Here is a 14,389-nt window from a genome sequence, read left to right on the forward strand (position 1 = left end):
TTTGCAAGCTTAATTATTGTCTGTATTTCCCTCTACAGAACGCAGTACCTTCTTCATATTCTTCTCGAATTTGGCCCGGGGAATCAGAACACTATGCTGACATCCTGTACACTTAATGCGGATATCCATCCCCATTCTAATGATCTCCATTTCATTAGAACCGCAAGGGTGCTGTTTCTTCATCTGTACAATATCTCCAAGCTGAAAAACTTTACGTTCCACTACCCTTCCCCCTTTTTCCCCTCTTGTGTAGCTGCGATTTGGCGTCTCGATCCAGTGTCAGGCGTATCCGATACTTCCTGCTCATTTTCTGTTTTTGCCAGTTCAATTTCAGCCTTTGCTTCTTCCTCTGCCTTCAAACGCGCTTCCTCTTCGGCTTGAGCAGCTTGGGCCTGCTCTAGACTGCTTAGTTTCTCTAGTGCCTGCTTAATATCATTCTGAATCTGTCTCTCCGCAATCTCTTTTGCATTAGGTAAACAGCTAGCCGCTATACGAATTACATATTCCGAAGTACTCATGGACTGTATACCGAGCACATTAGGATAAGCAAGAACATTAGAGTTACGCTCTTCTATTCCTTTTAGCGCTTCTCCAATCAAACCTAGCGTGGCCTCCAAGCTGCGCTCCATTTTTACAGGAACATCAACTACAGCCAATGCATTTGAGAGAGAATAATTGGTCACGTTCGTGATTAATCCATTCGGGATAATAAATACTTCTCCAGTCGTGCTTAACAGTCTGGTTGTTCGCAGTCCGATTAATTCTACCGTTCCTTTATAGGTCCCCGTTTGAATTACATCACCCACTGCAAATTGATCCTCTAAAATAATAAAGAAACCTGTAATAACATCCTTCACCAAACTTTGCGCCCCAAAACCCACTGCTAAACCAAGCACACCCGCTCCAGCCAACAATGGTGCCAAATCAAAGTGGAACTCAGAAAGCACGAGCATGATCATCACAAAATTACAGATAACCGTCACTACATTTTTCATCAATTCCCCAACCGTAGTAAACCTTCGTGTGTTGGACAGAAGTCTGCCACCGGTTTTGCGCTCAAGCGAACGATCAATAATATTAGAAACAATTTTAATAATAACCCGGGTTAAGAGAAAAATAACAAGAATCCGTAGACCGGCAAATAATACATCCGCCCACATATCAGCATCGGTAAACCAATTCCACACCTTATCTTTAAAACGAATGGCATCTTTTAATGTATCCGCACCGGGTGTATCAGCCTCCAGTATCCACATATTCATCGCATGTACTCCTCCCTACCCCTAAATCAGTATGTAATTCTCGTTGTGTTTTCCGTAGATGCCGCGTATTTCTATTTCCTGTTCAACAATAATCTTTTTTACCTCTTCCAGCGCATTTTGAAAAAACTGAATGGAAATTGCGCAACCTGCGGTGATATCCTTCGGAGTTGGAAATATATCAATTTCTATTTCAGCATACTCAAGCAGCATTTCAGCACGAAGCGCCTGCTGGGTGGAGTCAAACGCTATTAACATCTCATCCTGCATATACGTCAAGCCTCTCCATAGGTTTATCGTCCTATCTCTTGCTGCTGTAGTATAAAACCCCTCTTCTATCCATATACTAGATACCAACAAATAGAATCACCTTTAGAAAGGAAGATGGTATGAACTCCTCATCCAAGGCTACAGCAGCGCAAGAAACGTCTTGTTTAAAAATATCACATACAGATCCCGATATCTATTCCGCAATTACTCATCGACTACTTTTTCACTTTTCACGCACGCGTCCAGAGACTCAAATTATCGTCATCTGTGTAGGCACTGATCGCTCCACCGGAGACTCTCTCGGTCCTCTTGTTGGTACTGCATTATCCCGTTTTCATAGCCCATTGTTTCATTTATACGGTACCCTTGAAGAACCGGTTCATGCTGTCAATCTTGAAGAGACCTTGTCTCTAATTAATGAAAAATATAATAACCCGTTTGTCATCGGAATAGATGCCTGCTTAGGTCACTCTACTAGTGTTGGCTGCATCCAAGTCGTTGAAGGTCCCCTCAGACCAGGAGCTGGCGTAAATAAACAATTGCCGCCGGTTGGAGATATCCATTTGACTGGAATCGTTAATGTCGACGGCTTTATGGAGTATTTCGTATTGCAGAATACACGGCTAAGTCTAGTCATGCGATTATCTGATATCATCGCTACAAGTCTATATTCTGCTTTAAAACAATGGAACCTACATGCTACTTCTGCTGCAACGCGAGAGTTATAACTTCTTTTTCTTCAGGCGATAAGGCATATTGTGATTCCCCATTTTGCATAGGCTTGGAGTAAATATATGAGTTCTCACGATTATGAAGGCTGGTTAATACAATGCCACTGCTATTGTCATCCAGAATAGCCACCGAAAAGCTCAAATCATTACCACGTTCACCGAAGGCATTATAACGCTTCAGAGCGATATTCGACTTCATACCGCGGATTTTGACTTGGGTAGCTTCTATCAATGCTTTTTGCTCACGTTGTTCTTCTTCCAGCATGTCGCTTTGGTTCTTCAGATCAACCAGAAGGCCTTCCAGATCCTCCACACCGCTTCCGGCCATCATGGCCTCATATTTGCGCCGTATAGTCCGCAGCTTAGCTCCCTGGGCGATTACAGTCACTATCAGTACTAGCATAATTACTACGAAACCAAACACAAACCACTGCAACTGTTCATTAATTAATTGATTCATTTCAGACATGAATGGACCATCCTTTTTATTTATCTGCTGCGGGCATCAGCCATATAACTCATCCATAGCAGCTAGCATTCTGCTTATATTATGCTCTGTCGTATCAACGCCTACACTCGCCCGAACAGCACCACTCTCTAGTGTATCAACAGCCTTATGTGCCAGTGGGGTACAATGCATACCCGCTCTGACGGCTATTTTATACTCACGATCTAGACGGTGAGCTATATTCGCCGATTCTTCCCCATCCACTACAAACGACACAATCCCAGTTCTCGGAGCCCCTAATGTGGGTCCTAATAGTTTAATGTTTGGAATATGGGACAACCCCTCCATCAGCAGTTGAGTCAGCTTCCACTCTCTTTCGTGGATAACGTTTGTCCCTATCGATTTTACCTTTTGAACACCGGCTAGTAAACCAGCAATTCCTACCGCATTTTGCGTTCCCGCTTCATACCGATCTGGGCGAACAGAGGGTTGTTCACGATTCTCAGATTGACTGCCTGTGCCTCCATGCATTAAGGGCTCGAGATCCAATTCAGGTGATATATAGAGCCCACCAGTCCCTTGTGGTCCAAGCAATCCTTTATGCCCAGGAAAAGCTAATAAGTCAATATTCATCTTTTTCACATCAATATCAAGCGAGCCTGCACTTTGAGCAGCATCCACTAGAAACATAGCACCCTTTGCTTTAGCTAGATCTCCGATTTCACCAATGGGAAGTATACTACCTAATAAGTTGGAGCTATGATTACAAATTACCATTTTAGTGTTTGGTCGAAACGCCTTGTCCAATTCGTACAAATCCAATTGCCCTGCCCGATCCACCTTCAGATAATCAACACTTATCCCTAGTGACTTACGTAAATATTCCAAAGGTCTCCGCACAGAATTGTGTTCAGTCATTGTAGAGATTACATGGTCCCCTGCTTTGAGCGTACCTCTAATCGCCATATTTAATGCCATCGTAGTGTTTTGGGTAAACGCTATGTCTTGTGCATTAGAAACCCCAAACAACTCCGCCAGCAAACTCCGGGCTCTCACCAACACCCGTCCGCTTCCCATGGCCAGCGAATAATTCCCTCTGCCAGCATTTGCTCCCGACTGCAAAGCATTCATCATCGCAGCTGCCACCTCTGGAGGTTTAGGCCAGGACGTAGCCGCATGATCCAAATATACGAAGTCTTCCATAACCCCGCTCCTCGTCTCATACTCTTTTTCATTAAGAAGAAACAACGTTGTCGCCCTTTATAGATAATAACCTTATCTGTAGAAATACAAGGATAATATTCAGCTATACTTTATACATCCTTATATTTTGAAAAAACATACCCCTACTTATCCGATTACGGATAGCTCAGGATATGTTCTTGGCATAGATACCCATTTAGTTACCCAATAATTCCAACAGTCTTTCTAAGTCCTGCGCACCGTAGTAATTCAGTTCAATCTTTCCTTTTTCCTTACCTTGTTTTATCTTAACCGTTGTTTTAAACCGTTCACGTAATACTTCCTCTACATTATCAATATAAGGATCACGTTTAACAACTTTAATCTTTGTACCGTTCGTTGGCTTTCGATCCAGATTTTTCACTGTTTCTTCAAGCTCTCTTACGCTCCATTGCTGTTCCACGCATTGTTCAGCCAATTGTTTAATAACTTCCGGATCTTTCAAGGCAACAATAGCTCGCGCATGTCCCATAGACATTGTTCCACGTGAAACATATTCTTTTACTTCTTCCGGTAAAGTAAGCAATCTTAGGAAATTAGCGATGTGTGATCTGGACTTCCCAACTTTAAGTGATAGCTCTTCTTGTGTGAGTGAAAATTGATCCATCAACCCTTGATAAGCAACTGCGATTTCCATTGCGTTTAAATTTTCACGTTGCAAATTCTCGATCAGGGCGATCTCCATAACCTGTTGATCACTTAGATTTCTTACGACTGCTGGAATCGTAGGTTTACCACAATATTGCGAAGCCCGAAATCTGCGTTCACCGGCAATGATTTCATACCCCTTCAAAACACTCCGTACAATGATCGGTTGAATCACGCCATGTTGTCTGATGGACTCAGCCAATTCCTGGATTGCTTCTTCATTGAAATCCTTGCGTGGTTGATAAGGGTTAGCCCGTAATTGAGCTAATGGGATTTCTACTACCTTATCATCTTCATTAATAGATAAAGAAGGAATCAGAGCATCCAGACCCTTCCCTAAACGTTTACTCATAAGAAATCACTTCCTTTGCCAACTCTAAATACACTTCTGCTCCCTTTGAGCGAGGATCATAAGTAATAATGGATTGTCCATGAGACGGCGCCTCACTTAAGCGGACATTCCGAGGAATGATAGTTCTGTAAACTTTTTCCTGAAAATACTTTTTAACCTCTTCGATGACTTGGATCCCTAGATTCGTACGGGCATCCAACATGGTTAATAGTACTCCCTCTATTTTTAAATGCGGATTAAGATTTTTTTGCACTAGACGCACAGTGTTTAAAAGCTGACTCAACCCTTCGAGCGCATAATATTCACATTGAATCGGGATGATTACCGAATCTGCTGCTGTAAGGGAATTGATCGTCAAAATCCCAAGGGATGGAGGACAATCAATGATGATGTAGTCATAATTATTTTTAACCGCATTTAGGGCTTTTTTCAATTTCAACTCTCTGGAAATCGTTGATACTAATTCGATCTCAGCCCCCGCTAATTGAATAGTCGCCGGGATGATGTGCAGTCCTTCATTTTGAGTTTCAAGTATCGTTTCTAGAGGATTTACTTCATTAATGAGAATGTCATATATACAATTCGCTACGTCCGCCTTGTTGATGCCAACGCCGCTGGTAGTGTTGCCTTGAGGATCGATATCAACTAGAAGCACTCTTTTTCCTAATGTAGCCATACCGGCACCTAGGTTCACAGAGGATGTTGTTTTACCGACACCGCCTTTTTGATTTGCTATGGCAATAATCTTGGACACTAATTTCACCTCGAATAGTTAGGAAGAATCTTCTCGTAGATCGCAAGTACAAACGGCCAAACTATATTACTTTATATAGGCTAAAACTCTAAAATGCAGGACTGAGCAATACATCCTGGTTAAAGTCACACAAAAGGCGGCCAATCACTTTAAGGCCGCCTTCAGCTTTTGAAACAATTTATCTTTTGGGGATTTGGATTACAATCTCGTAATGGTCACCACGGTCATTTTCTGACGTTTTGATTTCCATACCTGAGCCTGACACCATATCAATAGATTGACGAATTGTATTAAGAGCTAGACGAACATCCTTGGTATAGGAGACCCGTTTTGACTTTTTAGTTTGCGAAACTTGTTTATAGAAAGCAATACGAGCTTCCGTTTGTTTAACATTTAATCCTTTTGCAATAATCTCTGCCAAAACTTTCAATTGCATTTCCACACTATCCAGTGATAAGAGTGAACGCGCATGTCTTTCGGAAATCTGACGTTCCATCAACGCTGTCTTAACCTCTTCAGGTAAGTGGAGTAAACGAATCTTATTCGCTATAGTCGACTGACTCTTGCCTAAGCGTTGTGCTAAGCTTTCTTGTGTTAATTGATGAAGATCAATTAACTTTTGATAAGCGACAGCTTCTTCTATGGAGGTCAAACCTTCACGCTGTAGATTTTCTATGAGCGCAATAGATGCAGCCTGCGAATCATTGAACTCACGGACAATAGCAGGGATTGTCTCTAAACCAAGCTTTTTAACTGCCCGCCAGCGCCGTTCGCCTGCGATGATCTCATATATAGAATCTCGCATACGTACAACAATAGGCTGAATGACACCATGAGTTTTAATTGTCTGACATAACTCATCAATTTTGTCATCATCGAATATAGTCCGTGGTTGGTAAGGACTGCTAACGACCTCATGAACTGGTATTTGTTTGATTTCTTCTCCGCTGCTCCGCTCGTTAAACCCAAATAGCTTGGTAAATTGTTCTTTCATTCCGTTCATAACCACCTAATTTCGTTATAGTACGATCTTCTTGACCTTCTTCACGGAAAGCATATCGTACAGCAATCTAAAACATTCTGATATTATGGAATTACCTGTAATGAACAGGCATCATAATCTCTCCTTCTTTCGAACAAGAGTACAGAGAAGGAGTTATATACAAAATTAAAGTCTACTATGCTATTCTATCACTTTTCTCTACATAATCATATTCTCCGTAAAGACCTATTTTTCCTGCATTTTTACAGGTGCAACAACCAAATCAGCTTATAAATCTAATTTTTGTCTAATTTGATATTTATCGATTTTTGTTTTCATCATTTTCATAAAAAAGAGCATTCCCTTTGTTTAAAGAGAATGCTCCTAAAGGAACTTTGAGTAGCGGTAATGTTTCACGTGAAACATTATTTTATCAATGGCATTTTGGCAGGAATTCCCGCTTTTCTTGGATATTTAGCTGGTGTTGCTCCTGTCTTACGAATCATAACAATATGTCGATCCGACTCCTCCACGGGTAAGCTGAACGACTCCACTTTGCTGAGTTCAGAACGAAGCTCTTTTAAGCTGTACTTAGCTTCGCTTAATTCCTCTGAAGGATCGCTACCCTTCATTGCAGCAAACACCCCATCTTTGCGTGTGAAGGGGAGACAAAATTCATTCAATAAAGATAGTCTTGCTACCGCACGTGCTGTAACCAAATCATAGGCATCACGATGAGTGAACTTGCGCGCGACATCTTCTGCCCGCCCATGGATCAATTGTACATCAGTTAATCCCAATGTCGTACTTACATGCTGCAGAAATGAAATTCGTTTATTGAGCGAATCAACAATCGTTAGCTTCAAATGAGGAAAACATATTTTAAGTGGGATTCCTGGAAACCCAGCTCCTGAACCGATATCTGCGAGATTGGTGATCTCGTTAATATCTAGGAAAAAAGCTAATGAAATAGAATCATAGAAATGCTTCGTATATACCTGCTCTCGCTCAGTTATACCCGTCAGATTCATTTTTTCATTCCAGGTTACGAGTTCCTTATAATACAGATCAAATTGTGCTAACTGTTCTGCTGTAAGGGATATGCCCCGTTCCTGTAATAGTTGTGTGAATTGAACTTCCGTATTATCCATACCTTATCCTTTCGCCGCGGTTACCCGGTTGTAATGCTCAAGATATACAAGAAGAATGGAAATATCAGCAGGTGTAACTCCCGCAATCCGAGAAGCCTGCCCGATAGAGATCGGGTGAATCTTAGTCAGCTTCTGCCTCGCTTCCATCGCTAATCCATGGATTTCATTATAATTAATGTCATCTGGAATTTTCTTCTTCTCCATCTTTTGCAGGCGCTCCACATGTTGAAGTTGTTTTTCTATATATCCGGCATATTTAATTTGGATTTCTACTTGCTCCTTCATTTCTGCGTCCAGCATCTCTGGTGATGGTGATACTTGATCAACAAAACTATATACAAGCTCTGGGCGCCGCATCAGAACAAGCAAATTGCTGCCATCTACAATAGGTGCCGATTCATATTGCGCTAGTACTTGATTTACATCAACAGGTTTAACCTTTGTTTCTTGCAGACGAACAATTTCACGCTCCACCCGTTCTTTCTTATCTGTGAAGTTATCAAAACGTTCCTGTGTGATCAAACCAATGTCGTAACCGATAGGTGTAAGTCTTAGATCTGCATTGTCATGGCGAAGCAACAAACGATATTCTGCACGTGAAGTAAGCAGACGGTAAGGTTCATTCGTTCCCTTAGTCACGAGATCATCAATGAGTACACCAATGTATCCCTGTGAACGATCTAGGATTACGGGTTCTTTGTCTTGCACTTTGCGTGCTGCATTAATTCCAGCCATAACCCCTTGGCCTGCTGCTTCCTCATAACCGGAAGTGCCATTGATTTGTCCAGCAGTGAACAGACCTGGAAGACGTTTAGTTTCAAGAGATGGCCATAGCTGTGTAGGAACCATTGCATCATATTCAATAGCATAGCCGTTACGCATCATCTCTACCTTTTCCATACCAGGGATGGAACGCAAGATAGCTAACTGTACATCCTCAGGAAGACTAGTGGACAGACCTTGTACATAGTATTCCGATGTATTTTTTCCCTCTGGCTCTAAAAAGATCTGATGCTTAGATTTATCACTAAATCTTACGACCTTATCTTCTATAGAAGGGCAATAACGTGGGCCAGTTCCTTCGATAATACCTGTGAACATTGGCGCACGATGAAGGTTGTCATTAATAATCTGATGAGTAACCTCAGAGGTATACGTTAACCAACAAGGAAGCTGTTCGTTATCGGATGATTTCGTTTCGAACGAAAAGAATTTCGGTTCATCGTCCCCTGGTTGAATTTCTGTCTTAGAGAAATCGATCGTATCACGATGTACACGTGGTGGAGTACCTGTTTTAAAACGCACCAATTCAAACCCAAGCTCCCGCAAGTTCTCAGAAAGCTTCACGGATGGCTGTTGATTGTTAGGTCCACTTTCATATGTTAGCTCACCCATAATCACTTTACCACGCAGGTAAGTACCTGTTGTCAGGATAACAGTCTTACTATGGTATTCAGTGCCAGTCTTCGTAACTACACCTACACAACGTCCATCCTCAACGATTAAACGCTCAACCATCCCTTGACGAAGTGTCAAGTTAGGCGTTTTCTCCATAGTTTCCTTCATTGTATGTTGATAAAGGAATTTATCGGCCTGTGCACGTAAAGCATGTACTGCTGGTCCTTTACCTGTATTCAGCATACGCAGTTGAATGAATGTCTTATCTATATTGCGGCCCATTTCTCCGCCAAGCGCATCAATTTCACGCACTACATGTCCTTTGGCAGGTCCGCCTATGGACGGATTGCAGGGCATGAATGCAACCATATCCAGGTTAATTGTGATCATTAACGTACTGCAACCCATCCGGGCTGCAGCCAGTGCTGCTTCACAGCCAGCATGACCAGCGCCAATGACGATAACGTCATAGTTGCCTCCATCATAACTCATGTCCTGTTTCCCCCTTGAAATTATATTAAATCGTGAATCTTATTTTCCTAAACAAAATTGTGAGAATATTTGGTCTAACAAAGAGTCAGCTGCAGTATCGCCAATTATTTCCCCAAGCTGTTCCCATGCGAGTCGTACATCGATTTGAATCATATCAATCGGTATATACTGTTCTGCAGCATCGTATGCGTCTTGAAGTGATTTATAGGCTTTTTTGAGCAGGGCTATATGTCTCACATTACTCACATATGTCAAGTCACCCGATTCCAGCTTTCCACCAAAAAAGAGTGTCGAAATGGCATCTTCAAGTTTGTCTAGACCTTCCTCTTCCAGAACGGACATCGGTACAATGTTTGACTCCTCAAAAAACGAGAGCAACTTATCCTTATCCAGTTTGGACGGTAAGTCCATTTTATTCATGATTACTAGGCACTGTCTACCGTGGATTTGTTCCATCAATGCCAATTCATCCTCATGCAGCTCTTCATTAGCATTCAGCACAAGTAGAATCAGGTCGGCGTCACTAACTGCCGCTTTGGAGCGCTCCACCCCAATTTTCTCAACAACATCCATCGTTTCACGAATTCCCGCTGTATCGAGCAGCTTAAGCGGTATATTGTTTATCGTTATAAATTCTTCTATGACATCACGTGTTGTTCCCGGAATATCTGTTACAATCGCTTTATTCTCACGCGCTAATGCGTTCAGCAATGATGATTTACCAACGTTCGGACGTCCGACAATAGCTGTCGTAATCCCTTCACGAAGTATTTTTCCTTCATTAGATGTCTTAAGCAGCTTTGTTATTCCCTCCATAACCTCACTGCTTTTATCTTTAATAAATTCAGCTGTCATGGATTCTACATCATGTTCTGGATAATCTATATTCACTTCAATATGAGCCAGCATTTCAATAAGTGTATGGCGTAAAGCATGAATTCGATCCGATAAGGATCCGCTAACCTGTTTTAAAGCTACAGAAAAAGCCCGGTCAGACTTAGAGCGAATCAAATCAATAACAGCCTCAGCCTGCGATAAATCGATACGTCCGCCCAAGAAAGCACGCTTGGTGAACTCCCCCGGCTCGGCTAACCTTATCTCCTGCTGCAGAAGTAAATCCATCACTCTTCTTACAGAAATTACACCGCCATGAGCACTGATCTCTACTACATCCTCTGTCGTAAAAGAACGTGGTCCTTTCATAACGGTTACCAACACTTCTTCCATCTTCTCTCCGTCATCAGGACTTACGATATGTCCGTAATGAACGGTATGTGATTCCGCTTCAGTTAATGGAATTCGACTACGAAATAATGGTGCCACTTGGGAAATAGCCTGTGGGCCACTTACCCGAATAATAGCAATTCCTCCCTCGCCTAATGCCGTCGATACGGCAGCAATGGTGTCACTAAGCATGCTGTTTTTCACCCCAAAACTTATATTTTTTGAATAGAAACGTTCTTTTATTTTTAAAAAAACAATGACTCCTTACATTGGTCAAGGAGTCATTGCATCCATATAGTCTTTACTTCAAGGTTATAACGACGCGGCGATTTGGCTCTTCGCCTTTGCTGAGGGTACTCACTTGCCGGTGATCCTGTAACCTGGAGTGAATAATCTTGCGCTCCTGAGGAGACATTGGCTCCAATACAACCTCTTTACGAGTGCGAATTACACGTCCGGCTAAACGATCAGCCAGCTCTTCTAGCGTTTTTTTACGGCGCTCACGGAAGTTCTCTGCATCTAACACAAGCCGTATAAAACTGTCGGAATAACGGTTAGCTACAATATTAGCCAAATACTGTAGAGCATCGAGAGTTTGTCCTCTTCTGCCAATTAACAGTCCCAAATCTGGACCGGAAATTTGCAGAATCGTGGATTCCTTGGTGTGGACGATTTCTACCTCCACTTCGAGCCCCATGCTCTTAGCGACATCCACAATGAAATGAACGGCTTCTTGGTAAGCTTCCTCCACCGGTTGTCCGGAATCTTGGCGTGGCACACCGCCGATGGCCTCCTGTTTGCTCTCTCTTGCTGACTGTTGAGGCAGTGACGGAGCACTCGCCGCTGATGCCGGTGCGGCTTCGGCTACCAAGGTTAGTTCAACCTTGGCACCTTTCGCACCGATCAATCCCAGGAATCCTCTTGATGGCTGCTCAAGTACGTTGACCGTTACCCGGTCCTTTTGAACTCCAAGCTGGGTTAGTCCCCGTTCTACAGCTTCTTCAATGGTTTTCCCTGTTGCGACGACTTTGCTCATTTTGACTTTTTGGCTCCCTTCGATGACTTGTTGCCGCCTTTGCTCTTCGGAGCAGGACTGGAGTCATCTGTACTTTTTACAGCACTTGCGATTGCCAATTTGTGTTTATCGTTGTTGCGGTATAAGAAGTAGTTCTGAATAATAGTGTAAAGGTTACTGTACACCCAGTATAGTGGCAAGGCTGCAGGGAAGTTGTACGACATAACGAAGATCAAAACTGGATAGATCATCATCATGAACTGCATTGGCCCTTGTTGTTGCACTGGATTCATTTTGGTCATCATTCTAGTTTGAATAAATGTTGTTAATGCTGCTAGTACTGGCAAGATAAACAGATGATCGGGTTTACCTAGCTCCAGCCACAAGAAGGTATGCTCCCGTAGATGTGGATTATAGTAGATCGAGTTGTAGAGAGCGATAAAGATAGGCATTTGTACGATCAGCGGTAAACAACCCGCCATTGGGTTAACCTTATTTTCTTGGAACAAACGCATTGTTTCTTGCTGCACCTTTTCAGGTGTGTCTTTATATTTTTTCTGGATCTTTTGGAGTTCCGGTTGAATGGCTTGCATTGCACGCGAGCTCTTCACCTGTTTAATAGTAAGCGGAAGAATCAACGTGCGGACAATAATAACCATCACAAGTACGGCTAAACCATATTCTCCGTTAAACCAATCTGCAAACTTGTCCAAGGCAATGGCGAAATAATACACTACATTACTTTGCCAGAAGCCTCCATTCTTCAAATCCTCCGTAGTGTGCGTGACAGCAGTCGACGGAGCGCATCCCGACAGAACAGCTAACGACAACACCATTACCGTGATGAGGAGAAACCATTTTCCTCGTCTAGTCTTCATTAGAGACACTTCAAAACCCCTCTCTTAAACATTCCATTCCACCGTAAATCATACCATAATTATGAATACAAATAAACAAGCCTCTTAAGCACCCTTTATTTGCGGGAAGCCTTGAGTAGCTTGGCTTTACGAAGCACATGCAGCACACTTTTTTCGAGCTCTGCATACTCCATGGAAAGCGCTCCTTTTCTTACGATAAACACCATGTCTAAGCCACCTGCAATCTCAGGTTCATGGTGACGGACGATTTCCTTAACTAATCTTCTCATACGGTTACGGACAACCGCGTTTCCGACCTTTTTGCTAACAGACACACCTACTCTAAATCGCTCTACCTCTTTTTTGCCAAACCAATACACTACAAATTGATGATTCGCAAATGACTTCCCATGGCGGTATACACGACTGAAGTCGGCACGGTTTCGTAAACGTAACTTTTTGTGCACGGGAATCTCCTTCATAAAAATCCGGTTTAAGTGTCCCTCCGAATTTTTTCTTCTAATAGTATAGGCATTTGCAAGCAGCCATAAACGACCACATTTGCTGTGCTGAAATTAAGCTTCTATATATAGTAGGAAAAATAATTTCAACTTCTCACAAAATATTTCTCAATATACGTTAAATAGCCCCGCAAAGTGTAGCTAGCGCATTAAGCGAGATCCTAGACTTTTGCAGAGCAATAATAATAAAAAGCAGTAAAAAAAGACCACCGCAGTGGTCCCTTAGTGGCCTAACTTACGCACTCAAAACTTTTCTGCCTTTCAAGCGGCGAGCTGCCAGCACTTTACGGCCGTTTTTCGTGCTCATTCTTTTACGGAAACCGTGAACCTTACTACGTTTGCTCACATTTGGTCTAAATGTCGGTCTCATAATTGCACCTCCCTTACAGGAACTTAATTACTGTCATATAAGCAGAAACGGACTAAGCCGTCCTTATAGTAGGGACAGTATCTACAAGAATCATCATTTTTATATATCGAGACATATCCTTACAGAAAACACCTTTATATATTTAAACATATTTTATGAGCAAAAGTCAACCTAGTAACCGGCTTGTTCCTCCCCCTCAAGCTCAGGTGTTTATCCACAACTCTCCCCAGAAAAAAAGTAATCCACAAGATATGACAGTTATCCACCTGTGCTCAAAAAATAAAGTCGACTACTCACAGTTGAGCACAACCTGTGTATAAAATTATCGAACCTTTGGCGTAAAGTGTCGAACCGTAAACAAATTATCAACAATATGTAGTGGTGTTCCTAATAATTGTACACAAGTGCTTGAATTTGTGGATAAAATAGCCCTGCTCATTGAAAAATAAGGGGCGTTTTGCTATGATGGTATTACTTTTGAATGTGAATAGATTTGTTTGTTCTCTTAATTATCAACAAGCTGTGGATAAAGTTGTGAACAAATCAAATTTATCCATATTTTTTTGTCTCTTCATATTGCCTACTGGGGATAAATATCAGCACCAACCTATTTTCTTCGACATTTCCACTTCATGGCTGATGCCACATTTGGAAGATTTAAAGGAGTGACAGTCT

16 protein-coding genes are annotated in these 14,389 nt (G+C 42.1%); 1 reads left to right on the top strand and 15 read right to left on the bottom strand.

Translation table 11 applies throughout. The annotated features are described in order from the left end of the window. Positions 1–9 precede the first annotated feature (9 nt). From MKZ09_RS33865 to MKZ09_RS33875, 3 genes are read right to left on the bottom strand one after another with little or no spacing between them, the layout of a single operon-like run. Positions 10–222 carry a DUF951 domain-containing protein gene (locus MKZ09_RS33865; protein WP_076132917.1) on the bottom strand — a complete coding sequence of 71 codons (213 nt, stop codon included), beginning with the start codon at positions 220–222 and terminating at the stop codon, positions 10–12. Next, positions 222–1,262 (bottom strand): mechanosensitive ion channel family protein, encoded by a 1,041-nt coding sequence (locus tag MKZ09_RS33870; RefSeq protein ID WP_076202254.1) that lies wholly within the window; start codon positions 1,260–1,262, stop codon positions 222–224. The genes MKZ09_RS33865 and MKZ09_RS33870 overlap by 1 nt, the downstream gene beginning before the upstream one ends. Positions 1,263–1,283: 21 nt before the next feature. Then, positions 1,284–1,529 carry a DUF3343 domain-containing protein gene (locus MKZ09_RS33875; protein WP_076202256.1) on the bottom strand — a complete coding sequence of 82 codons (246 nt, stop codon included), beginning with the start codon at positions 1,527–1,529 and terminating at the stop codon, positions 1,284–1,286. A 119-nt stretch (positions 1,530–1,648) separates the two neighbouring features. Here MKZ09_RS33875 and yyaC point away from each other — a divergent pair, with 119 nt between their 5' ends. Then, positions 1,649–2,257, top strand: a complete 609-nt coding sequence (yyaC, locus tag MKZ09_RS33880) for a spore protease YyaC (protein WP_076202259.1) — start codon at positions 1,649–1,651, stop codon at positions 2,255–2,257. Here yyaC and MKZ09_RS33885 read toward each other — a convergent pair. The 12 genes from MKZ09_RS33885 to rpmH form a co-directional block, all read right to left on the bottom strand. Further along, entirely contained in the window at positions 2,229–2,729 is a 501-nt protein-coding gene (locus tag MKZ09_RS33885; RefSeq protein WP_036677768.1) for a DUF4446 family protein, read from the bottom strand. The genes yyaC and MKZ09_RS33885 overlap by 29 nt on opposite strands. A 36-nt stretch (positions 2,730–2,765) precedes the next feature. Then, complete coding sequence (locus MKZ09_RS33890) at positions 2,766–3,911, bottom strand: aminotransferase class V-fold PLP-dependent enzyme (RefSeq protein WP_076202262.1); 1,146 nt, start codon at positions 3,909–3,911, stop codon at positions 2,766–2,768. A 196-nt stretch (positions 3,912–4,107) separates the two neighbouring features. Continuing rightward, entirely contained in the window at positions 4,108–4,950 is an 843-nt protein-coding gene (locus MKZ09_RS33895; protein WP_076202265.1) for a ParB/RepB/Spo0J family partition protein, read from the bottom strand. Further along, complete coding sequence (locus MKZ09_RS33900) at positions 4,943–5,704, bottom strand: ParA family protein (RefSeq protein WP_036677762.1); 762 nt, start codon at positions 5,702–5,704, stop codon at positions 4,943–4,945. Before MKZ09_RS33900 ends, MKZ09_RS33895 begins: the two co-directional genes overlap by 8 nt. A 178-nt stretch (positions 5,705–5,882) precedes the next feature. Next, positions 5,883–6,698, bottom strand: coding sequence for a nucleoid occlusion protein (gene noc / locus MKZ09_RS33905; protein ID WP_036677760.1), 816 nt, complete (start codon positions 6,696–6,698; stop codon positions 5,883–5,885). A 413-nt stretch (positions 6,699–7,111) separates the two neighbouring features. Then, positions 7,112–7,837, bottom strand: coding sequence for a 16S rRNA (guanine(527)-N(7))-methyltransferase RsmG (gene rsmG, locus MKZ09_RS33910; protein WP_076202267.1), 726 nt, complete (start codon positions 7,835–7,837; stop codon positions 7,112–7,114). Between the two features lie 3 nt (positions 7,838–7,840). Further along, positions 7,841–9,727 (bottom strand): tRNA uridine-5-carboxymethylaminomethyl(34) synthesis enzyme MnmG, encoded by a 1,887-nt coding sequence (gene mnmG, locus MKZ09_RS33915; RefSeq protein WP_036677754.1) that lies wholly within the window; start codon positions 9,725–9,727, stop codon positions 7,841–7,843. 39 nt (positions 9,728–9,766) lie between these two features. Then, a complete protein-coding gene (mnmE, locus tag MKZ09_RS33920) occupies positions 9,767–11,143 on the bottom strand; it encodes a tRNA uridine-5-carboxymethylaminomethyl(34) synthesis GTPase MnmE (protein ID WP_076132924.1) in 1,377 nt (458 codons plus the stop codon). Positions 11,144–11,252: 109 nt separating this feature from the next. Continuing rightward, positions 11,253–11,987, bottom strand: coding sequence for an RNA-binding cell elongation regulator Jag/EloR (jag, locus tag MKZ09_RS33925; RefSeq protein WP_076202270.1), 735 nt, complete (start codon positions 11,985–11,987; stop codon positions 11,253–11,255). Beyond that, positions 11,984–12,853 carry a YidC/Oxa1 family membrane protein insertase gene (locus tag MKZ09_RS33930; protein WP_036677747.1) on the bottom strand — a complete coding sequence of 290 codons (870 nt, stop codon included), beginning with the start codon at positions 12,851–12,853 and terminating at the stop codon, positions 11,984–11,986. Before MKZ09_RS33930 ends, jag begins: the two co-directional genes overlap by 4 nt. An 86-nt stretch (positions 12,854–12,939) precedes the next feature. Next, positions 12,940–13,290 carry a ribonuclease P protein component gene (gene rnpA / locus MKZ09_RS33935; RefSeq protein ID WP_036677842.1) on the bottom strand — a complete coding sequence of 117 codons (351 nt, stop codon included), beginning with the start codon at positions 13,288–13,290 and terminating at the stop codon, positions 12,940–12,942. Positions 13,291–13,579: 289 nt separating this feature from the next. Then, positions 13,580–13,714 (bottom strand): 50S ribosomal protein L34, encoded by a 135-nt coding sequence (rpmH, locus tag MKZ09_RS33940; protein WP_036677745.1) that lies wholly within the window; start codon positions 13,712–13,714, stop codon positions 13,580–13,582. Positions 13,715–14,389 lie beyond the last annotated feature (675 nt).

It is taken from the genome of Paenibacillus sp. FSL R5-0908, from assembly GCF_038006245.1.
GTDB lineage: Bacteria > Bacillota > Bacilli > Paenibacillales > Paenibacillaceae > Paenibacillus_AQ > Paenibacillus_AQ odorifer.

Excerpts from the sequence above, each read along its gene's own strand:
- MKZ09_RS33870 (WP_076202254.1), bottom strand. The coding sequence starts at position 1,262 with ATGAATATGTGGATACTGGAGGCTGATACACCCGGTGCGGATACATTA.
- MKZ09_RS33875 (WP_076202256.1), bottom strand. The coding sequence starts at position 1,529 with ATGCAGGATGAGATGTTAATAGCGTTTGACTCCACCCAGCAGGCGCTT.
- MKZ09_RS33885 (WP_036677768.1), bottom strand. The coding sequence starts at position 2,729 with ATGTCTGAAATGAATCAATTAATTAATGAACAGTTGCAGTGGTTTGTG.
- mnmG (WP_036677754.1), bottom strand. The coding sequence starts at position 9,727 with ATGAGTTATGATGGAGGCAACTATGACGTTATCGTCATTGGCGCTGGT.
- yyaC (WP_076202259.1), top strand. The coding sequence starts at position 1,649 with ATGAACTCCTCATCCAAGGCTACAGCAGCGCAAGAAACGTCTTGTTTA.
- jag (WP_076202270.1), bottom strand. The coding sequence starts at position 11,987 with ATGAGCAAAGTCGTCGCAACAGGGAAAACCATTGAAGAAGCTGTAGAA.
- rsmG (WP_076202267.1), bottom strand. The coding sequence starts at position 7,837 with ATGGATAATACGGAAGTTCAATTCACACAACTATTACAGGAACGGGGC.
- MKZ09_RS33895 (WP_076202265.1), bottom strand. The coding sequence starts at position 4,950 with ATGAGTAAACGTTTAGGGAAGGGTCTGGATGCTCTGATTCCTTCTTTA.
- noc (WP_036677760.1), bottom strand. The coding sequence starts at position 6,698 with ATGAAAGAACAATTTACCAAGCTATTTGGGTTTAACGAGCGGAGCAGC.
- mnmE (WP_076132924.1), bottom strand. The coding sequence starts at position 11,143 with ATGCTTAGTGACACCATTGCTGCCGTATCGACGGCATTAGGCGAGGGA.
- rpmH (WP_036677745.1), bottom strand. The coding sequence starts at position 13,714 with ATGAGACCGACATTTAGACCAAATGTGAGCAAACGTAGTAAGGTTCAC.
- MKZ09_RS33890 (WP_076202262.1), bottom strand. The coding sequence starts at position 3,911 with ATGGAAGACTTCGTATATTTGGATCATGCGGCTACGTCCTGGCCTAAA.